Here is an 18,920-nt window from a genome sequence, read left to right as displayed (position 1 = left end):
GGGACGGGCGGCATGACGAGGCGAGTATCGGTGGGGCAGAGGAAATCATTGGCGGAACTGGGCCTGACGGCGCAGGGCGGCCGGAAGGCCGAGATCACCGGGCTGGCGGTGGACAGCCGCGAGGTGAAGGACGGGTTCCTGTTCGCGGCGTTGCCGGGCACGAAGGTGCACGGGGGCGAGTTCATTTCCTATGCCTTGCGGATGGGCGCGGCGGCGGTGCTGACCGATGCCGAGGGCGCGCGGATCGCCGAGGCGGAGCTGGCCGAGAGCGAGGCCGCGCTGATCGTGACCGAGGACCCGCGGCAGGCGCTGTCCTATTGTGCCGCGCTGTGGTTCGGGGCGCAGCCCGAGACGGTGGTGGCCGTCACCGGGACGAACGGCAAGACATCGGTGGCGAGCTTCACGCGGCAGATCTGGGCGGCGCTGGGATTCGAGGCGGTGAGCATCGGCACGACGGGTGTCGAGGGCGCCTACGAGGTGCCGCTGAAGCACACCACGCCGGAGCCGATCACGTTGCACCGGGTGCTGGCCGAGAGCGAGGCCGCCGGGGTGACCCATGCGGCGATGGAGGCGTCGAGCCACGGGCTGGCGCAGCGGCGGCTGGACGGGGTGCGGATCGCGGCGGCGGGGTTTACCAACCTGACGCAGGATCACCTCGACTATCACACTGATCTGGATGACTATTTCAACGCCAAGGCGGGGCTGTTCACGCGCGTTCTGTCGGAGGACGGCGTGGCGGTGATCAATGTCGACGATCCGCGTGGCCGGGACATGGCCGCGGTGGCGCGGTCGCGGGGGCAGGAGGTCCTGAGCGTCGGGCGGCGCGACGGGGCCGACCTGCACATTATCGCGCGGAGTTTCGCGCCGACGGGGCAGGTGCTGCGGTTCCAGTGGCATGGCCGCGTGGGGCAGGCGGAGCTGGGCCTGATCGGTGGCTTCCAGTCGGAGAACGTGCTGCTGGCCGCCGGGCTGGCGATCGGAGCGGGCGCCGACCCGGACCAGGTGTTCGACACGCTGCCGCGGATGGAGACGGTGCGGGGCCGGATGCAGCTTGCCGCGCGGCGGGTGAACGGGGCGTCGGTCTTCGTGGATTACGCCCATACGCCCGGCGCGGTGGAGACGGCGATCAAGGCGCTCAGGCCGCATGTGATGGGCCGGCTGCTGGTGATCGTGGGTGCGGGCGGTGACCGTGACCGGACCAAGCGCCCACTGATGGGGCAGGCGGCGGCGGAACATGCCGACCTGGTGATCGTCACCGACGACAACCCGAGGAGCGAAGACCCGGCGGCGATTCGTGCGGCGGTGATGCTGGGCTGTCCGGAGGCGCTGGAAGTGGGCGACCGGGCGGAGGCGATCCTGCGGGGTGTCGATGCGCTGGGGCCGGGCGATGCGCTGCTGATCACCGGCAAGGGGCACGAGACCGGGCAGATCGTGGGCGACAACATCTTTCCCTTCGACGACAGCGAGCAGGCGAGCGTGGCCGTGGCGGCGCTTGACGGCGGGCTGGCATGACCCTGTGGACGGCGGCAGAGGCGGTTGACGCCACTGGCGGGCAGGCGATCGGGGACTGGCGGGCGACGGGCGTGTCGATCGACACGCGGACGTTGCTGCCGGGTGATCTGTTCGTGGCGCTGAAGGCCGCGCGGGACGGGCATGATTTCGTGCAGGCGGCGCTCGAGGCCGGCGCGGCGGCGGCGATGGTCACGCATGTGCCGGAGGGCGTGGCCGAGGATGCGCCGCTTTTGATCGTGGATGACGTGCAGGCGGCGCTGGAGGCGCTGGGGCGCGCGGGGCGTGACAGGGCGCAGGCGCGGGTCGTGGCGGTGACCGGCTCGGTCGGCAAGACCTCGACCAAGGAGATGCTGCGGCATGTGCTTTTAGCGCAGGGCGCCACCCATGCGGCGGAGGCCAGCTACAACAACCACTGGGGTGTGCCGCTGACGCTGGCGCGGCTGCCGCGGGAGGCGAGGTTCGCCGTGATCGAGATCGGCATGAACCATCCCGGGGAGATCGCCCCGCTGGCGCGGATGGCGCGGCCGCACGTGGCGATGATCACCACGGTGGCGCCGGCGCATCTGGAGGCGTTCGAGTCGATCGAGGGGATCGCGCGGGAGAAGGCCACGATCTTCGAGGGGCTGGAACCGGGCGGCGTGGCGGTGCTGAAGGGGGACCTGGCGACGACGCCGATCCTGCTGGAGGCGGCGGAGCGCCATGCCGGCAAGGTCGTGACGTTCGGAACGGCGCCGGGCAACCATCATCGCCTGCTGAGCACGGAGTTGCACGAGCGGGTGACCGTGGCCCATGCAAGGATTTGGCGCACGCCGGTGGTGTTCAAGGTCGGGGTGGCGGGACGGCATTTTGCCGAGAACGCACTGGGTGTGCTGGCCGCGGTCTGGCAGCTTGGCGCGGACCGGGGGGTGGCGATCACCGACCTGGCGCGCTGGCATCCGCCGTCGGGGCGGGGCACGCGGGACGTGCTGCAGCTCGACAGTGGGGACGAGACCTGGACGCTGGACCTGATCGACGATGCCTTCAATGCCAATCCGGCGTCGATGGCGGCCTCGCTCGACATGCTGGCGGCGGCGAAGCCGCGCAACGATATCGGGCGGATCGCCAAGGGCCGGCGGATCGCCATCTTGGGTGACATGCTGGAGCTGGGCGAGGGCGAGATGGCGCTGCACGCCGCGCTGGCGGACCTGCCGCAGATGCGCGATATAGACGAGGTGCATTGCGTCGGCGAACGGATGAAGGCCCTGTGGGAGGCCTTGCCGGAGGATCAGCGCGGTCATTGTGTGGCCAACGCCGAGAAGCTTGCCGAGCGGGCGCACCGGCTGGTCGATGCGGGCGACGTGGTGCTGGTCAAGGGATCGAAGGGCAGCCGCGTGAGCCTTGTGATCGACGCGCTGCGCAAGGCGGGCCGGGCGTTGCGGCGGGAAGAAGAGGACGACTGAATGCTGTACTGGCTGACCCTGTTTTCGGATGGCGGCGATTTCTTCAACCTGTTCCGGTATATCACCTTCCGGTCGGGCGGGGCGTTCATGACCGCGCTTGTCTTCGGGTTCATCTTCGGGCGGCCGCTGATCCTTGTGCTGCGCAAGCGGCAGGGCAAGGGCCAGCCCATCCGGACGGACGGGCCCGAGGGGCATATCACCAAGTCGGGCACGCCGACCATGGGCGGGCTTCTGATCGTCGGGGCGTTGATGACCTCCTCGCTTCTGTGGGCCAGGCTCGACAATGCCTATGTGTGGATGGTGCTGTTCGTGACGCTGGCCTTCGGGCTGATCGGGTTCTGGGACGACTATTCGAAGGTGTCCAAGCAGAACACCAAGGGGGTGCCGGGCCGGGTGCGGCTGTTGCTGGGCTTTGCCATTGCCGGGGTCGCGGCCTATTGGGCCGCGCTGAACCATCCGGCGGAGTTGCAGTATCAACTGGCCCTGCCGTTCTTCAAGGACCTGCTGGTGAACCTCGGGGTCTTCTTCATCCCCTTCGCGATGTTCGTGGTGGTGGGGGCGGCGAATGCCGTGAACCTGACCGACGGGCTGGACGGGCTGGCGATCATGCCGGTGATGATCGCGGCCGGTGCGCTGGGGATCATCGCCTACGCGGTGGGTCGGGTCGACTTCACCGAATACCTGGAGGTGCATTACGTGCCCGGGTCCGGCGAGATCCTTGTCTTCGTGGCGGGGCTTGTCGGCGGGGGGCTGGGGTTCCTGTGGTACAACGCGCCGCCGGCGGCCGTGTTCATGGGCGATACCGGCTCGCTGGCCCTGGGCGGGGCGCTGGGGGCGATCGCGGTGGTGACCAAGCACGAGATCGTGCTGGGCATCGTCGGCGGCCTCTTCGTGGTCGAGGCGCTGAGCGTGATCATCCAGGTGATCTATTTCAAGCGCACCGGCAAGCGGGTGTTCCTGATGGCGCCGATCCATCACCATTACGAGAAGAAGGGCTGGGCCGAGCCGACCATCGTGATCCGATTCTGGATCATCGCGCTGATCCTGGCGATGATCGGGCTGGCTACGCTGAAGGTCCGGTGAGCCGTGGCGGTGCGCGACACCGCGGCGATGATCGCCGGGATGGCGCCCGTGGCCGATGGCGCGACCTGGCATTTCTGTACGACAACGGATACGGAGCTGGCGGCGCGGGCGCGCCCGAAGGCGCTGGCGAGCTTTGCCGAGGCGGAGGGGACGTCGCTGATCCTGACGGAGGCGGAGGCCAGCGCGCTTGGCTTTGCCACCGACCTGCCGATGGCGCGGATCACGCTGACGGTGCATTCGGCGCTGGACGGGGTGGGCCTGACGGCGGCGGTGGCGACGGCACTGGCGGGGGAGGGCATTCCCTGCAACATGGTGGCGGGCTATCACCACGACCACGTCTTCGTGCCGGTGGCGCAGGCGCCGCGGGCGCTGGAGGTTCTCCGGCGGCTGGCGCGTGGGGAGATGGACGGATGAGCCGGTTGGATGGCGGCGGTTGGCGGGTTGGCACCCACCTTGCGGCAATGTGGAAGGGTGAGGCGAGATGATCCCAGTGACGGGTTTCGAGAACGCGCGGGTTGGTATCCTCGGGCTGGGGCGGTCGGGGCTGTCGGCGGCGCGCGCGTTGCGGGCGGGCGGGGCGCACCCGGTCTGCTGGGACGACAATCCGGCCGCAAGGGAGATGGCCGAGACCGAGGGGTTCGACGTGGCCGACCTGTCGCGAGAGGGGGCGTTCGACGCGGTGGCAAGGCTGATCGTGTCGCCGGGCATTCCACACCTCTATCCGGGCCCGAACAAGGTGGTGGCCAATGCGCTGCGCGCCGGGGTGCCGGTGGACAACGATATCGGGTTGTTCTTCCTGTCGCTGGGCACCGAGAAATGGGCCGACTTCGACGACCCGCCGAAGGTGGTGGCGGTGACGGGGAGCAACGGGAAATCGACGACCTCGGCGCTGATCCATCACGTGCTGGAGCATGCGGGCAAGCCCGCGCAGCTGGCCGGGAATATCGGGCGGGGGGTGCTGGATATCGACCCGCCGGGGGATGGCGGCGTGGTGGTGCTGGAGCTGAGCTCGTACCAGACGGAGCTGGCCCGTGCGCTGACGCCGGACGTGGCGGTGTTCACCAACCTGACGCCGGATCACCTTGACCGGCACGGGGGGCTGGGCGGCTATTTCGCGGCCAAGCGGAGGTTGTTTGCCGAGGGTGGGCCGGACCGGGCGGTGATTGGCGTGGACGAGCCGGAGGGGTTGTTCCTGGCCGGGCAGTTGGCGGAAGGGCCGGACGATGCGCGGGTGATCCGGGTGTCGGTCGAGGGCAAGCTGTCGGGGCCGGGATGGTCGGTTTTCGCGAAGAAGGGTTACCTGAGCGAGTACCGGAAGGGCAAGCAGACGGGGTCGATCGACCTGCGGCCGGTGAAGGGGCTGCCGGGGCGGCACAATCATCAGAATGCCTGTGCCGCCTATGCGGCGTGCCGGGCGCTGGGGCTGTCGCCGAAGGTGATCGAGCAGGGGTTCCACAGTTTCGAGGGCCTGCCGCATCGCAGCCAGGTGATTGCCGAGAAGGATGGCGTGACCTTCGTCAATGACAGCAAGGCGACGAATGTCGATGCGGCCGTCAAGGCGCTGGAGGCGTTCTCGCGCATCCGCTGGATCTGTGGCGGGCTGGAGAAGGAAGGCGGGCTGGCCGGGCTGAAGCCGGGGCTTGCGAACGTGGTGAAGGCCTATGTCATCGGGCGGGAAGCGGCGGAGTTCGCCATGCAGCTCGAGGGTGTGAGCGCGGAGGTCTGCACCACGATGGCGGCCGCGGTGGCGCAGGCGATGGCCGAGGCCGAGCCGGGGGAGACGATTCTGCTGGCGCCGGCGGCGGCGAGCTTCGACCAGTACGACAATTTCGAGAAGCGCGGCGAGGATTTCATCGCCGAGGTGCAGGCGCGGCTGTAGCGCGGAAGGCGTGTCGGGTGTCGGGGTGGCGCGTTGTCCTTGCGGATGGCGCCGGGCCGCGCTGTCGGACGCCTCCGGCGGGGATATTTGGGCCAAGAAGAAGCCGGGGCGCGTGGGGCCTTGTCAGCCGTGGGCGCGGATGGCCTGGCCGGCGGCCCAGCCGGAGGACCAGGCCCATTGGAAATTGTAGCCGCCGAGCCAGCCGGTGACGTCGACCGCCTCGCCGATGATGTAGAGGCCGGGGACGTGGGAGGACATCATGGTCTTGGAGGAAAGGCCGGCGGTGTCGATGCCGCCCAGGGTGACCTCGGCGGTGCGGTAGCCTTCGGAGCCTGTGGGTTTCAGGCGCCAGTTGCGCAGGGCCTCGGTGATCTGGGTCAGGCGCATATCGGATTGGTCGGCGAGGTTGCCGGTGAGGGTCAGGTCTGGTGCCAGGTGCTCGACCAGCCGGGCGGGGAGGTGGCGGGCAAACTCGGTGGTGAGATTGCGGCGGCCCTCGCGCTGGCGCTGGTCGCGGAGGGTTTCTAAGAGGGTGCCGGCGGGGTCGAGGTCGAGGATGATCTCGTCCCCTTCGCGCCAGTAGGAAGAAATTTGCAGGATGGCGGGGCCGGAGAGGCCGCGATGGGTGAAGAGGATCGCCTCGTCGAAGGCGGTGCCGTTGCAGGTGGCGCGGCCGGGCGCCGAGGTGCCGGAGAGCGGGGCGAAGCGCTTGTCGGAGAAGGTCAGCGGCACGAGGGCGGGGCGGGTTTCGGTCACGTCGTGGCCGAACTGGCGGGCGACGTCGTAGGCCAGCCCGGTGGCGCCCATGGCCGGGATCGACTTGCCGCCGGAAGCGAGCACCAGGTTGCGGGCGCGGATCGAGAGGCGCTGGCCCTCGCGGTCGAGGGCGACGCGGAAATCGGTGCCGTCATGGGAGACGCCGGCGACGGAGGTCCGCAGCCAGAGATCGGCGCCGGCGGCGGACAGCTCGTCGCGCAGCATGGCAATGATCTGGGGCGATTTGCCGTCGCAGAAGAGCTGGCCCAGGGTCTTTTCATGCCAGGTGATGCCGTGGCGGGCGACGAGATCGAGGAAATCCCACTGGGTGTAGCGGGAGAGGGCGGATTTGCAGAAATGCGGGTTGGCGGAGAGGAAATTATCGGGGCCGGCGTGGAGGTTGGTGAAATTGCAGCGGCCGCCGCCGGAGATGCGGATCTTCTCGCCGGGGTTTTTCGCGTGGTCGATCAGCAGGGTGCCGGGGCCCGCGTGGGCCGCGCACATCATGCCGGCCGCGCCGGCGCCGAGGATCAGGGTTCCGACGTCCATTCCAGCCACCTGCCTGAGCCGGTCGGAGCCGTCAAGTATTTGATTTGTGTCGGATATCGTACAGTGATTTCCGCCGCGTCAGGGCGCCGAATCTGGAACACTGAGCGCCTGCTGCCGTTCTCTATGCACAACGCAAGACAAAGGAGGCGTCACCATGAATATCCAGACACGACCTGACGCGCTGACGGCACAGGACGAGTATCGCACACGGGTGCCGGGCAAGGAAACCCTGGTGCCGCGCAAGGACCCGGTCCTGTGGTCGGAGTGGACCGAGGACGCACCGATCGCCAAGGACGAGGCGGGGCATTATGCCGAGAATGGCTTCCTGATCCGCCGCGACATGTTCGACGAGGACGAGCTGAAAATGCTCACCGATACCGCGGACGAGCTGCGGAACGGCGGTGCGGGCATTCCCGACGACGACCTGATCCGCGAGCCGGACAGCGATGCGGTGCGCACGGTCTTCCGCCTCGATCGTCATTCCAAGGCATTCCGCCGACTGGCCTGCGACACGCGGCTGGCTGGAGTGGCCGAGTTCCTTCTGGGCGATCGGGTCTACCTTCACCAGTCGCGCCTGAACTACAAGCCGGGCTTTGCCGGCAAGGAGTTTTACTGGCACTCGGATTTCGAGACCTGGCACGCCGAGGACGGGATGCCCCGGATGCGGGCGGTGTCGGCCTCGGTTCTGCTGACGCCGAACGGGCCGCATAACGGGCCGCTTCTGCTGGTGCCCGGCTCGCAGGGTGTGTTCATCAGTTGCGCCGGCGAGACGCCGGAGGACAACCACGAGACCTCGCTCAAGGAGCAGAAGGTGGGTGTGCCGCAGCCGACGACGATCGAACGGCTGGCCCGGCAGGCCGGGGGCATCACCTCGGCGGAGGGGGCGACCGGCACGGTGATCTTCTTCGAGTGCAACACGCTGCACGGCTCGAACGGGAACATCACGCCCGATCCGCGCGCCAACGCGTTCTTCGTCTACAACGCGATGTCGAACGCGCTGAAGGAGCCCTATGCCGCCGGCAATGCGCGGCCGGATTTCCTTGCCAACCGCGAGGTGCCGGAGGCGATCAGCCCGGTTCAGGGCCGCCTGGACGGGTAAACGCAGCCCGGTGGGGGTGAGAATGCTTCCCACCGGGGCGAACTGCTGCTAGACTGCCCGAAGAGCCCCCGTTGAAAGAGGGGCCGGTCAAAGGCAGAGCGGCAGTGTCATGACGGAAATGGTCTATGGGGCCGTCCCGGTACGGGATGGCGACCCGGTACTTCCCAGGTGGTGGCGGACGATCGACAAGTGGTCGATGTCCTGCATCCTTATCCTGTTCAGCATCGGTATCCTTCTGGGGCTCGCGGCGTCGCCGCCGCTGGCCGAGAAGAACGGCTTCCAGCCCTTCCACTATGTCGAGCGGCAGGCGATCTTCGGCTTCGCCGCGCTGGTGGCGATGTTCATCACCTCGATGATGACGCCGCAGCTTGTCCGGCGGCTGGCGGTGATCGGGTTCGTGCTGGCCTTCGCGGCGCTGGCGATGCTGCCGGTCTTCGGCACGGATTTCGGCAAGGGCGCGGTGCGCTGGTACTCGATCGGGTTCGGCAGTCTGCAGCCTTCGGAATTCCTCAAGCCCGGTTTCGTGGTGGTGGCCGCGTGGCTGATGGCCGCGAGCCAGGAAATCAACGGGCCGCCGGGCAAGAGCTGGTCCTTCCTGATCGCGCTGGTGATCGTCGCTTTCCTGGCGATGCAGCCCGATTTCGGGCAGGCCTGCCTTGTGCTGTTCGGCTGGGGCGTGATGTATTTCGTGGCCGGCGCGCCGATCGTGCTGCTTGTCGGCATGGCCGCCTGTGTCGTGGCGGTGGGCAGCTTCGCCTATTCCAACTCGGAGCACTTCGCGCGCCGGATCGACGGGTTCCTGAGCCCCGATGTCGACCCCAACACCCAGCTCGGCTTTGCCACCAACGCCATCCGCGAGGGCGGGTTCTTTGGCGTGGGCGTGGGCGAGGGCGAAGTGAAGTGGAGCCTGCCGGACGCGCATACCGACTTCATCATCGCGGTGGCCGCCGAGGAATACGGGCTGGTCCTTGTCCTGTGCATCATCGCGCTTTACACGCTGATCGTCCTGCGGTCGCTGTTGCGGCTGATGCGGGAGCGCGACCCGTTCATCCGGCTGGCCGGAACCGGGCTGGTGGCGATGTTCGGCGTGCAGGCGATGATCAATATCGGCGTGGCGGTGCGGCTTTTGCCGGCGAAGGGCATGACGCTGCCTTTCGTGAGCTACGGTGGCTCGTCGTTGATCGCCGGCGGAATCGCGGTCGGGATGCTGTTTGCCTTTACCCGCAACCGGCCGCAGGGCGAGATCCGCGATATCCTGCGGGGCCGCGGGCGGTAGAAAGCCGGGTGGAAACGTGCGACAAGCACGTGCCCTAGGATGGAAAGGTCACTGGCAGTGAGTGAACGCAAGCCTTTACTGGTCATCGCGGCGGGCGGCACCGGCGGGCACATGTTCCCCGCGCAGGCGCTGGCCGAGGTGATGCTGCGCCGGGGCTGGCGGGTGAAGCTGTCGACGGATGCGCGCGGGGCGCGCTATGTCGGCGGGTTCCCGCATTCGACCGAGATCGAGCAGGTGGCCAGTTCCACCTTTGCCCGGGGTGGAATCCTGAACAAGCTTCTGGTGCCGTTCCACGTCCTCGGCGGGGTGATCGGCGCGAGCCTGCGGATGATGCGCGACAAGCCCGACATCGTGGTGGGGTTCGGCGGGTATCCGACGATCCCGGCGCTGTCGGCGGCCTGGGTGCTGCGGCTGCCGCGGATGATCCACGAGCAGAACGGGGTGCTGGGCCGGGTGAACCGGATCTTTTCGAAGAAAGTGGATGCCGTGGCCTGTGGCACGTGGCCAACCGAGCTTCCCGAGGGGGTGGAGGGCGTGCATGTGGGCAACCCGGTGCGCGCCGCCGTGCTGGAGCGGGAGGGCGCGGGGTATATTCCGCCGGGCGATTACCCGATGTCGGTGCTGGTCATCGGCGGCAGCCAGGGCGCACGGGCCCTTTCGGACGTGGTGCCGCCCGCGATTGCCAGCCTGCCGATGGAGCTTTTGCGGAACGTGCGCGTCAGCCACCAGGCCCGCGAGGAGGATGGCGAGCGGGTGGCGAGTTTCTATGCCGAGAACGGGATCGACGCGGATGTCGAGCCGTTCTTCCGCGACGTGCCGCGCCGGATGAGCGAGGCGCAGCTGGTGATCAGCCGCGCCGGCGCCTCTTCGGTGGCGGATATCAGCATCATCGGGCGGCCGTCGATCCTGATCCCCTATCCGTATGCCGCGGCCGATCACCAGAACGCCAATGCCCGCGGGCTGGCGCAGGCCGGGGCGGCGGTGGTGATCCCGGAATCGAAACTGGGTGTCGAGGTGCTGGCCGAGCAGATCGAGAGCATCCTGACCAATCCCGAGGGCGCGCTCCAGATGTCGCAGGCCGCGCTGAGCGTGGGCAAGCCGGATGCGCCGAACGACCTGGCCGACATGGTCGTGGCGCTGGCCGAGAAAGGACGAAAGACATGAATGCAGCCACCAAGCTTCCCGGCGATGTCGGGCCGATCCATTTCGTGGGTATCGGCGGGATCGGGATGTCGGGCATCGCCGAGGTGCTTCTGAACCATGGTTACGTGGTGCAGGGCTCGGACCTGAAGAGCTCGAAGATCACCGAGCGGCTGACCGAGCTGGGCGCGATGGTGTTCGAGGGGCAGCGGGCCGAGAACCTCGAGGATGCCGAGGTGGTGGTGATCTCGTCGGCGATCAAGCCGGACAATCCGGAACTGCTCGAGGCGCGGGTGCGGGGCCTGCCGGTGGTGCGCCGCGCCGAGATGCTGGCCGAGCTGATGCGGCTGAAATCGAACGTCGCGGTGGGCGGCACCCACGGCAAGACGACGACCACGACGATGGTCGCCGCGCTGCTGGATCATGGCAAGTTCGACCCGACGGTGATCAATGGCGGGATCATCCACGCCTATGGCAGCAACGCCCGGGTGGGCGACGGCGAGTGGATGGTGGTCGAGGCCGACGAGAGTGACGGGACGTTCAACCGGCTGCCCGCCACGATCGCGATCGTCACAAATATCGACCCCGAGCACATGGATCACTGGGGTGATTTCGAGACGCTGCGGCAGGGGTTCTACGATTTCGTCAGCAATATTCCCTTCTACGGGCTGGCCGTGTGCTGCACCGATCATCCGGAGGTGCAGGCGCTGGTGGGCCGGATCACCGATAGGCGGGTCGTGACCTTCGGGTTCAACGCGCAGGCCGATGTGCGGGCGGTGAACCTCAGATACGAAGCCGGCGTGGCGCATTTCGATATCGCGCTGCAGGGCGAGGGCGGGATGATCGAGGGCTGCACCCTGCCGATGCCGGGCGATCACAACGTGTCGAACGCGCTGTCGGCGGTGGCCGTGGCGCGGCACCTTGGCATGAAGCGGAGCGAGATCCGCGAGGCGCTGGCGAATTTCGGCGGGGTCAACCGGCGGTTCACCCGGGTGGGCGAGGTGGATGGCGTGGCCATCATCGACGATTACGGCCATCACCCGGTCGAGATTGCCGCCGTGCTGAAGGCGGCGCGGCAGGCCTGTTCGGGCCGCGTGATCGCGGTGCACCAGCCGCACCGTTATTCGCGGCTGTCGAGCCTGTTCGACGATTTCTGCGCCTGTTTCAACGATGCCGACGTGGTGGCGATTGCCGACGTGTATGCCGCGGGCGAGGACCCGATTCCGGGGGCGAGCCGCGACGACCTTGTCGCCGGGCTGATCCGGCACGGGCACCGGCATGCGCGTGCGATCCGGGACGAAGACGACCTAGAGCGGCTGGTGCGGGAACAGGCGGGGCCGGGGGACATGGTGGTCTGCCTCGGCGCCGGGACGATCAGTGGCTGGGCCAACGGCCTGCCGGGCCGGTTGCAGCGGAAGGCGGGCTGATGGAGCGGGCGGCGTCGGAATTTTCGAAAATTCCGATCCGGAGAACCGGGGTTTTCCGGGGCCGCGAGACAGCCTGTGACCGGGCGGGACCCGGAATTTTGCAAAATTCCGGGGCGTTTTCTTCGAAGAAAACGGGGCCGACGCGGAGGCGCGGATGGTCGATGAGCTGAAACGTCGGATCGGGCTGGGCCTTCTCACCGCGTATGGCGTGGGCGTCATGGTGGGCGCCGGTATCTACGTGTTGGTGGGCGCGGTGGCGGCGGAGGCCGGCCTCTGGGCGCCGCTCTCCTTTGTCATTGCCGGGCTGATCGCGGCGCCGACGGCGCTGTCCTATGCCGAGTTCTCGACCCGCCTGCCGGAAGCGGCGGGAGAGGCACTTTACGTGGCGAGAGGTTTTCGGGCGAACTGGCTGGGCACCATCGTGGGCATGGGGATCGTGGCGGCCGGGGCGGTTTCGGCGGCGGCGGTGCTGAGGGGCGGGGCCGGCTACCTCATCGCGGTGACCGGACTGCCGTTCGGCTGGACCGTGGCGGGCCTTGGCTTGTTCCTCGTGGCGGTGGCGATCGTGGGGGTTCTGGAAAGCCTTGCGCTGGCGGCGTTGTTCACGGTGGTCGAGGTCATCGGGCTGGGGCTTGTCATCTATGCGGGGACAACCGCCGTGCCGGTTGCGGAATTCGGCATGCCGCCGGAGATCGTCTGGTCCGGCGTGACCGCGGGAGCGGTGCTGGCGTTTTTCGCCTTCATCGGCTTCGAGGACATCGTCAACATGGCCGAGGAGGTCGCCCGGCCCGAGCATGTTCTGCCGCGGGCGATCCTTTTGTCGCTGCTGATCACCAGCCTGCTTTACGCGTTGGTTTCCTTCGCTGCCGTGCGGGCGGTGCCGCTTGGGCAGCTTGGCCAGAGCGAGCAGCCGCTGGCGCTGGTCTGGCCGGCGGCAAGGGGGGGTGACGCGGCCTTTCTGTCGCTGATCGCGGTGGTGGCGGCGCTGAACGGCGTGCTGGCGCAGATCGTGATGGCGAGCCGGGTGCTGTTCGGCCTCGGGAAGCGGACGGCAAGCCTGTCGGTATTTCACCATGCGCATCCGCGGTTCGGAACGCCGGTCCTGGCGACCCTCCTGGTGGGAGCGCTGGTCATTCCCGGGGCGCTCCTGTTGCCGGTGGCCGACCTTGCGGAAGTCACCTCGGCCATTCTTCTGGGCGTCTTCGTCCTGGTCAACGCGGCGCTCATTGCCATGAAACGACGGAGCCCCGAAGCGCCGTTCCGGGTGCCGGCGGCGGTGCCGGCCTTCGGGCTGGCGGCTTCGGTGGGCGCGCTGGCCGTAACCTTCGGAGCGGGCACATGACGACACTGACATTCCTGCTGGCCTGTCTGTGGGTCGTCGCGGCGGCGCTGGTGGCGATGTTGCCGATGCGCTGGCAATTCGTGCCGGGGCTCGCGCTTCTGCTGGGGGCGCCGGTGCTGATCTGGCGGCTGGGGGTCGAGTATGGCTTGCCGGCCGCGCTTGTCGCGGTGCTGGCGGTACTGTCGATGTTCCGCCGGCCTTTGCAGTATTACGCGAGGCGGGCCCTGGGAAAGATGGAGGCGTCGGAATGAACCTTTCGCTTTTGCTGGCCTGTGCCTGGGCGGTTGCTGCCAATCTCGCCGCGATGGTGCCGAGCCGTGACAATCACTGGCGGCTGGCCTACGTGCTGATCGCGGTGGGCATCCCGATCCTGGGCTACGTCACTTATCAGAACGGCCCTTGGTGGGGCGTTGCCGTCCTGGTGGCGGGAATGAGCATCCTGCGCTGGCCGGTGATCTACCTGGGCCGCTGGCTGCGGAACTTCGTGCGGTGAGCGGCACGATCTGGCTTGGCGGCCTGCTGATTTGGTGCGGGGTGGCCGGTGTGGCGCTGGTGCTGGGGTTCGTGTTCTTTTATCGCCACGCCGAGGCCAGCGACGGGGTCGAGCTGTTCCTGCACTGGCTGGCCGTGGCCGGGCTGGGGGCGCTGTTTTTCGGGATGGCGGTGCTTGGCCTGTTGCCGGGGGAGCTGGAGCCGGTGCTTTGGCTGGTGTTTCCGGCCGGGCTTGCCGGCTGTGCGCTTGGCGCTGTCACCGGGCTGATCCGGTATCGCTGACGGGTTCTTGCCAGCCGCGCCGGGCCGGGATTATGGTTCCCGATGGTCTATGTCCTGCCTCTGCTCTGTTTCGTCATTCCGCTGATTGCCGGCGCTGTTCTGCTGCGGGCGGGGAGGGGGGTGATCGTGGCGATGCTGATGTGGGCGCCGGGCCTTCTCGGGCTGCTGGTGGGAAGTGCGGTGGGCTGGTGGCATTCCCGGCGGACGGGGCTGCGGGGCTGAGCGGGTGGTCTGGTTCGTCATCATGGGAAGTGCCGGGGTGCCAGGCCTGATCGGCCTGTGGGCCGCGCGGCGCGGGGCGGGCCGGTGGGTGCTGGTGATGGCGGTGGCTTACCTGGCGCTGATCCTGTGGGGCCTGTCGCGGGCGGGGCAGGCGGACGGGCTGGCCTGGGGCATGGCCGGGCTGCTGATCCTGGGGCCGGGCCTGATCGGGGCGCTGGCGGGCGGCGGGATCGGGTGGATCGTGCGACGGCGCGCGGGCGAGAGCTAGGGGCTTGCGGCGGCGGGCGCGGGCCAGTAGCAGGATTTCATGATGAATATGCCAGAGACCCGCGGGAAGCTGACCCCGGACCGCCCGCTTTCCGACCTCACTTGGCTGCGCGTGGGCGGGCCGGCGGATTACCTGTTTCAGCCGGCGGATGCCGAGGACTTGGCGGCATTCCTCAAGGCGCTCGATCCCGGCATCGCAGTGTTCCCGATGGGGGTGGGCAGCAACCTGATCGTGCGCGACGGCGGCTTGCGGGCCGTGGTGATCCGGCTGGGCCGTGGGTTCAACGGGATCGAGGTGGAGGGCAACCGGGTGACCGCCGGGGCCGCCGCGCTTGACGCGCATGTGGCGAGGAAGGCGGCCGATGGGGGTGTCGACCTGACCTTCCTGCGGACCATTCCGGGCGCGATCGGCGGGGCGGTGCGGATGAATGCCGGGTGTTACGGCACCTATACGGCGGATGTGTTCGTGGAGGCCCGGGCCGTGACGCGGGCGGGGGAGGTGGTGACGCTGACCGCCGAAGACCTGAATTTCCGCTATCGGCAGACCGACCTGCCCGAGGGCTGGGTGATCACGCAAGCCACCTTCGAGGGGCCGAAAGGCGAGCCCGAGGAGCTGCACGAGCGGATGACCGCCCAGTTGCAGAAGCGCGACGAGACCCAGCCGACGAAGGACCGCACCGCCGGCTCGACCTTCCGCAACCCGGCGGGGTTTTCCAGCACCGGGCGCGCCGATGACGTGCATGACCTCAAGGCGTGGAAGGTGATCGACGAGGCCGGGATGCGCGGCGCGCGGCGCGGCGGGGCGCAGATGAGCGAGAAACATTCCAACTTCCTGATCAACACCGGGGAGGCCACGGCCGCCGATCTGGAAGGTTTGGGCGAGGAAGTGCGAAAAAAGGTTTTTCAATCCAGCGGAATAGAGTTACATTGGGAAATCATGAGGGTCGGCGAACCGGCCCCGGATAGCCGATAAGGCGGTTTAACGAAAAAGGGCCGGAGAACGGCCCGGGACATTGAGGCACCAAGGTGGGTATGTCGAGCAGGACACCCCCGAAAGTGGCGGTAATCATGGGCGGCCCGTCGGCCGAGCGAGAGGTTTCGCTGTCGACTGGGCGGGAATGCGCCGCCGCGTTGCGGGAAGCGGAATGTAACGTGATCGAGGTCGATGCTGGCCGCGATCTTTCCGATCGTCTGACCGAGATTGCCCCGGATGTCGTCTTCAACGCGCTGCATGGTCGGTGGGGCGAGGATGGCTGTGTGCAGGGGCTGCTGGAATGGCTGAAGATCCCCTATACGCATTCCGGCGTGCTGGCCTCGGCGCTGGCGATGGACAAGCAGAAGACCAAGGCCGCGTATGTTGCCGCCGGGCTGCCGGTGGTGGACAGCATCATCGCGCCCGCCGCAGAGGTGAAGGTGCGGCACGTGATGGAGCCGCCCTACGTGGTGAAGCCCAACAACGAGGGGTCTTCGGTGGGCGTGTACCTTGTGCGCGAGGCGGCGAACACGCCGCCGCTCCTTTCGGATGACATGCCCGAGCAGGTGATGGTCGAGCAATACGTGGCCGGGCGGGAGCTGACCGCGTCGGTGATGGGCGACCGGGCGCTGACGGTGACGGATATCATCACCGAGGGCTGGTACGATTATCACGCCAAATATGCCGAGGGTGGTTCGCGGCACGAGGTGCCGGCGCAGGTGCCGCAGGAGATATTCGACGCCTGCATGGAGTATGCGCTGCGGGCGCACGAGGTGCTGGGCTGTCGCGGGCTGAGCCGGACGGATTTTCGCTGGGATGAAAGCAAGGGCCTCGAGGGGCTCGTGCTCCTGGAAACCAATACGCAGCCGGGCATGACGCCCACCTCGCTGTCGCCCGAGCAGGCGCAGAAGGTGGGGATATCCTTCCCGGAGCTGTGCCGCTGGCTTGTGGAGGATGCGTCGTGCAACAGGTGACGACACGGAACGACCCGGCGCCGTCGCGGCTGACCTATCGCTTGCAGCGGCTGATGCTGACGCCGCTCTTCCGGGTTCTGCTGCGGGTGGGGGTGCCGTTCTGCCTGACCTTCACGGTGGCCACGGTCTACCTGTCCGATGCCGGGCGGCAGGAGGCAATCCGCACGACCATTGCCGACCTGCGCAAGCAGATCGAGACGCGGCCCGAGTTCATGGTCAACGAGCTGACCGTCGAGGGGGCGAGTGCCGGGGTCGAGGACGATATTCGCGAGATCTTCCCCTTCGACCTGCCGGCGAGTTCCTTCGATATCGACCTCGAGCATGTGCGCAACATGATCGTCGGGCTGCCCGCGGTGGCGGAGGCGAGCGTGCGCGTGCGGCAGGGCGGGGTGCTGGTGGCACAGGTAAAGGAGCGCGAGCCGGTCGTCGTGTGGCGGACCTGGGACGGGCTGGGGCTGGTCGACAAGGACGGCTACGTGGTGTCGGAGATTGCCTCGCGGCTGGAACGGGCCGACCTGCCGGTGATCGCCGGCAAGGGCGGCTCGAAGGACGTGGGCGGCGCGCTGGCGATCCTGCAGGCGGCGGCGCCTTTGGGCAACCGGGTCAAGGGCCTCGTGCGGATGGGCGAGCGGCGGTGGGACGTGGTCATGGACCGCGGCCAGCGCATCCTGCTGCCCGAGGAGAACCCTGTGCGGGCGCTGGAGCGGGTGATCGTGCTGGACGAGGTGCAGGACATGCTGGAGCGCGACGTGGTCGTCGTGGACATGCGGCTGGCCGAGCGGCCGACCGTGCGGATGAACGAGTACGCGGTCGAGGAATGGTGGCGGGTAACCGAGATGATGGCAGGGACGGATAACTGATGATCGAACTTTACGATTCCCAACGGGCAATGCGGAACATGCGCAAGGCGGCCATTCAGCGGGGCGTGGTTGCCGTGCTGGACGTGGGCACCTCGAAGATCGCCTGCCTCGTGCTGCGGTTCGACGGCACCGAGCGGTTGCAGGATCAGGACGGGATCGGCGCGATGGCCGGGCAGGCCGGGTTCCGGGTGATCGGGGCCGCGACGACACGTTCGCGCGGGGTGCGCTTCGGCGAGATCGCCGCGATGCAGGAGACCGAACGGGCCATCCGCACCGCGCTTCAGGCGGCGCAGAAGATGGCGAACATCCGGGTCGATCACGTGATCGCCTGTTTCTCGGGGGCGAGCCCGCGGTCCTACGGGCTGGCGGGGCAGGTGGATCTCGAGACCAACACGGTGAGCGAGCAGGATATCAGCCGGGTGCTGTCGGCCTGTGACGTGCCGGATTACGGCGAGGGGCGCGAGGTGCTGCATGCGCAGCCGGTGAATTTCGCGCTCGACCACCGCTCGGGCCTGTCGGACCCGCGCGGGCAGATGGGGCAATCGCTGTCGACGGACATGCACATGCTGACGGTGGATGCCGACGCGATCCAGAACCTTGCGCATTGCGTGAAGCGGTGCGACCTGGAGCTGGCGGGGCTCGCCTCGTCTTCCTACGTGTCGGGAATCTCGGCGCTGGTGGAGGACGAGCAGGAGCTGGGCGCGGCGTGCATCGACCTTGGCGGCGGCAGCGCGGGCATCTCGATCTTCATGAAGAAGCACATGATCTATGCCGACAGCGTGCGGATCGGCGGCGAGCACGTGACCGGCGACATTTCCATGGGGCTTCAGGTGCCCAAGACGGTGGCCGAGCGGATCAAGACCTTCTATGGCGGCGCGGTTGCGACCGGCATGGATGACCGGGAAGTGATCGAGATCGGCGGCGAGACCGGCGACTGGGAACATGACCGGCGCAAGATTTCGCGGGCAGAGCTGATCGGGATCATGCGGCCGCGGATCGAGGAGATCCTCGAAGAGGTGCGGGCAAGGCTGGATGCGGCCGGGTTCAGCTACCTGCCGAGCCAGCAGATCGTGCTGACCGGCGGGGGCAGCCAGATCCCCGGGCTGGACGGCCTGGCGAGCCGCATTCTTGGACAGCAGGTGCGGCTGGGCCGGCCGCTTCGGGTGCACGGGCTGCCGCAGGCGGCGACGGGGCCGGGATTTGCCAGCGCGGTGGGCATGTGCCTGTTCGCGGCCAATCCGCAGGACGAATGGTGGGACTTCGAAATCCCCGTCGATCGCTACCCGGCGCGGTCGCTGAAGCGGGCCGTGAAATGGTTCAAGGACAACTGGTAACCGCAATATGTGGC

General features: G+C 67.9%; 20 protein-coding genes. 19 read left to right on the top strand and 1 reads right to left on the bottom strand.

All coding sequences use genetic code 11. The features are described 5' to 3' along the window. Positions 1–12 precede the first annotated feature (12 nt). The 5 genes from ACO07J_RS12240 to murD all read left to right on the top strand — a co-directional run bounded on the left by ACO07J_RS12240 (position 13) and on the right by murD (position 5,913). Positions 13–1,512 (top strand): UDP-N-acetylmuramoyl-L-alanyl-D-glutamate--2,6-diaminopimelate ligase, encoded by a 1,500-nt coding sequence (locus tag ACO07J_RS12240; RefSeq protein ID WP_422029215.1) that lies wholly within the window; start codon positions 13–15, stop codon positions 1,510–1,512. Next, positions 1,509–2,951, top strand: coding sequence for a UDP-N-acetylmuramoyl-tripeptide--D-alanyl-D-alanine ligase (locus ACO07J_RS12235; RefSeq protein WP_422029213.1), 1,443 nt, complete (start codon positions 1,509–1,511; stop codon positions 2,949–2,951). Before ACO07J_RS12240 ends, ACO07J_RS12235 begins: the two co-directional genes overlap by 4 nt. Further along, positions 2,952–4,034: a phospho-N-acetylmuramoyl-pentapeptide-transferase gene (mraY, locus tag ACO07J_RS12230; RefSeq protein ID WP_422029211.1), complete on the top strand. Its 1,083-nt coding sequence runs from the start codon at positions 2,952–2,954 to the stop codon at positions 4,032–4,034. A gap of 9 nt (positions 4,035–4,043) precedes the next feature. Further along, positions 4,044–4,448: an ACT domain-containing protein gene (locus ACO07J_RS12225; RefSeq protein ID WP_422029209.1), complete on the top strand. Its 405-nt coding sequence runs from the start codon at positions 4,044–4,046 to the stop codon at positions 4,446–4,448. A gap of 67 nt (positions 4,449–4,515) precedes the next feature. Then, positions 4,516–5,913 carry a UDP-N-acetylmuramoyl-L-alanine--D-glutamate ligase gene (gene murD / locus ACO07J_RS12220; RefSeq protein WP_422029207.1) on the top strand — a complete coding sequence of 466 codons (1,398 nt, stop codon included), beginning with the start codon at positions 4,516–4,518 and terminating at the stop codon, positions 5,911–5,913. Between the two features lie 123 nt (positions 5,914–6,036). Here the strand turns inward: murD and ACO07J_RS12215 are convergent, their stop codons facing one another. Further along, positions 6,037–7,218, bottom strand: a complete 1,182-nt coding sequence (locus ACO07J_RS12215; RefSeq protein WP_422029205.1) for an NAD(P)/FAD-dependent oxidoreductase — start codon at positions 7,216–7,218, stop codon at positions 6,037–6,039. Positions 7,219–7,372: 154 nt separating this feature from the next. Here ACO07J_RS12215 and thpD point away from each other — a divergent pair, with 154 nt between their 5' ends. From thpD to ftsA, 14 genes are all read left to right on the top strand, one after another. Further along, on the top strand, positions 7,373–8,317 hold the full coding sequence (gene thpD / locus ACO07J_RS12210; protein WP_422029203.1) for an ectoine hydroxylase: 945 nt from the start codon (positions 7,373–7,375) through the stop codon (positions 8,315–8,317). A 109-nt stretch (positions 8,318–8,426) separates the two neighbouring features. Continuing rightward, the gene (ftsW, locus tag ACO07J_RS12205; RefSeq protein ID WP_422029201.1) at positions 8,427–9,593 is read left to right on the top strand and encodes a putative lipid II flippase FtsW; all 1,167 of its coding nucleotides are present in this window, start codon (positions 8,427–8,429) and stop codon (positions 9,591–9,593) included. Between the two features lie 57 nt (positions 9,594–9,650). Next, a complete protein-coding gene (murG, locus tag ACO07J_RS12200) occupies positions 9,651–10,757 on the top strand; it encodes an undecaprenyldiphospho-muramoylpentapeptide beta-N-acetylglucosaminyltransferase (protein ID WP_422029199.1) in 1,107 nt (368 codons plus the stop codon). Beyond that, complete coding sequence (gene murC, locus ACO07J_RS12195; RefSeq protein ID WP_422029197.1) at positions 10,754–12,160, top strand: UDP-N-acetylmuramate--L-alanine ligase; 1,407 nt, start codon at positions 10,754–10,756, stop codon at positions 12,158–12,160. The genes murG and murC overlap by 4 nt, the downstream gene beginning before the upstream one ends. A 154-nt stretch (positions 12,161–12,314) precedes the next feature. Then, positions 12,315–13,502, top strand: coding sequence for an APC family permease (locus tag ACO07J_RS12190; protein WP_422029195.1), 1,188 nt, complete (start codon positions 12,315–12,317; stop codon positions 13,500–13,502). Beyond that, positions 13,499–13,753 carry a DUF2484 family protein gene (locus tag ACO07J_RS12185; protein WP_422029193.1) on the top strand — a complete coding sequence of 85 codons (255 nt, stop codon included), beginning with the start codon at positions 13,499–13,501 and terminating at the stop codon, positions 13,751–13,753. Before ACO07J_RS12190 ends, ACO07J_RS12185 begins: the two co-directional genes overlap by 4 nt. Beyond that, complete coding sequence (locus tag ACO07J_RS12180) at positions 13,750–13,995, top strand: DUF2484 family protein (protein WP_422029191.1); 246 nt, start codon at positions 13,750–13,752, stop codon at positions 13,993–13,995. The genes ACO07J_RS12185 and ACO07J_RS12180 overlap by 4 nt, the downstream gene beginning before the upstream one ends. After that, positions 13,992–14,276 carry a hypothetical protein gene (locus tag ACO07J_RS12175; protein WP_422029189.1) on the top strand — a complete coding sequence of 95 codons (285 nt, stop codon included), beginning with the start codon at positions 13,992–13,994 and terminating at the stop codon, positions 14,274–14,276. The genes ACO07J_RS12180 and ACO07J_RS12175 overlap by 4 nt, the downstream gene beginning before the upstream one ends. A gap of 42 nt (positions 14,277–14,318) precedes the next feature. After that, positions 14,319–14,498 (top strand): hypothetical protein, encoded by a 180-nt coding sequence (locus ACO07J_RS12170; RefSeq protein ID WP_422029187.1) that lies wholly within the window; start codon positions 14,319–14,321, stop codon positions 14,496–14,498. 4 nt (positions 14,499–14,502) lie between these two features. Then, the gene (locus ACO07J_RS12165; RefSeq protein WP_422029185.1) at positions 14,503–14,766 is read left to right on the top strand and encodes a hypothetical protein; all 264 of its coding nucleotides are present in this window, start codon (positions 14,503–14,505) and stop codon (positions 14,764–14,766) included. Positions 14,767–14,805: 39 nt separating this feature from the next. After that, the gene (gene murB, locus ACO07J_RS12160; RefSeq protein ID WP_422029183.1) at positions 14,806–15,738 is read left to right on the top strand and encodes a UDP-N-acetylmuramate dehydrogenase; all 933 of its coding nucleotides are present in this window, start codon (positions 14,806–14,808) and stop codon (positions 15,736–15,738) included. 95 nt (positions 15,739–15,833) lie between these two features. Beyond that, positions 15,834–16,712 carry a D-alanine--D-alanine ligase gene (locus tag ACO07J_RS12155; protein WP_422029777.1) on the top strand — a complete coding sequence of 293 codons (879 nt, stop codon included), beginning with the start codon at positions 15,834–15,836 and terminating at the stop codon, positions 16,710–16,712. Then, positions 16,700–17,572, top strand: a complete 873-nt coding sequence (locus ACO07J_RS12150) for a cell division protein FtsQ/DivIB (protein WP_422029181.1) — start codon at positions 16,700–16,702, stop codon at positions 17,570–17,572. Before ACO07J_RS12155 ends, ACO07J_RS12150 begins: the two co-directional genes overlap by 13 nt. After that, the gene (ftsA, locus tag ACO07J_RS12145) at positions 17,572–18,906 is read left to right on the top strand and encodes a cell division protein FtsA (protein ID WP_422029179.1); all 1,335 of its coding nucleotides are present in this window, start codon (positions 17,572–17,574) and stop codon (positions 18,904–18,906) included. Before ACO07J_RS12150 ends, ftsA begins: the two co-directional genes overlap by 1 nt. Positions 18,907–18,920 lie beyond the last annotated feature (14 nt).

Source organism: Roseovarius sp. (assembly GCF_965228755.1).
GTDB lineage: Bacteria > Pseudomonadota > Alphaproteobacteria > Rhodobacterales > Rhodobacteraceae > Roseovarius.
Note: the sequence above shows the minus strand (reverse complement) of the source record. Positions and strands in the feature narration are given on the sequence as shown.

Bases quoted from the DNA above. Each gene is read 5' to 3' on its own strand.
- ACO07J_RS12240 (WP_422029215.1), top strand. From the start codon at position 13: ATGACGAGGCGAGTATCGGTGGGGCAGAGGAAATCATTGGCGGAACTG.
- ACO07J_RS12235 (WP_422029213.1), top strand. From the start codon at position 1,509: ATGACCCTGTGGACGGCGGCAGAGGCGGTTGACGCCACTGGCGGGCAG.
- mraY (WP_422029211.1), top strand. From the start codon at position 2,952: ATGCTGTACTGGCTGACCCTGTTTTCGGATGGCGGCGATTTCTTCAAC.
- murD (WP_422029207.1), top strand. From the start codon at position 4,516: ATGATCCCAGTGACGGGTTTCGAGAACGCGCGGGTTGGTATCCTCGGG.
- ACO07J_RS12215 (WP_422029205.1), bottom strand. From the start codon at position 7,218: ATGGACGTCGGAACCCTGATCCTCGGCGCCGGCGCGGCCGGCATGATG.
- thpD (WP_422029203.1), top strand. From the start codon at position 7,373: ATGAATATCCAGACACGACCTGACGCGCTGACGGCACAGGACGAGTAT.
- ftsW (WP_422029201.1), top strand. From the start codon at position 8,427: ATGACGGAAATGGTCTATGGGGCCGTCCCGGTACGGGATGGCGACCCG.
- murC (WP_422029197.1), top strand. From the start codon at position 10,754: ATGAATGCAGCCACCAAGCTTCCCGGCGATGTCGGGCCGATCCATTTC.
- ACO07J_RS12190 (WP_422029195.1), top strand. From the start codon at position 12,315: ATGGTCGATGAGCTGAAACGTCGGATCGGGCTGGGCCTTCTCACCGCG.
- ACO07J_RS12185 (WP_422029193.1), top strand. From the start codon at position 13,499: ATGACGACACTGACATTCCTGCTGGCCTGTCTGTGGGTCGTCGCGGCG.
- ACO07J_RS12180 (WP_422029191.1), top strand. From the start codon at position 13,750: ATGAACCTTTCGCTTTTGCTGGCCTGTGCCTGGGCGGTTGCTGCCAAT.
- ACO07J_RS12170 (WP_422029187.1), top strand. From the start codon at position 14,319: ATGGTCTATGTCCTGCCTCTGCTCTGTTTCGTCATTCCGCTGATTGCC.
- murB (WP_422029183.1), top strand. From the start codon at position 14,806: ATGATGAATATGCCAGAGACCCGCGGGAAGCTGACCCCGGACCGCCCG.
- ACO07J_RS12155 (WP_422029777.1), top strand. From the start codon at position 15,834: ATGGGCGGCCCGTCGGCCGAGCGAGAGGTTTCGCTGTCGACTGGGCGG.
- ftsA (WP_422029179.1), top strand. From the start codon at position 17,572: ATGATCGAACTTTACGATTCCCAACGGGCAATGCGGAACATGCGCAAG.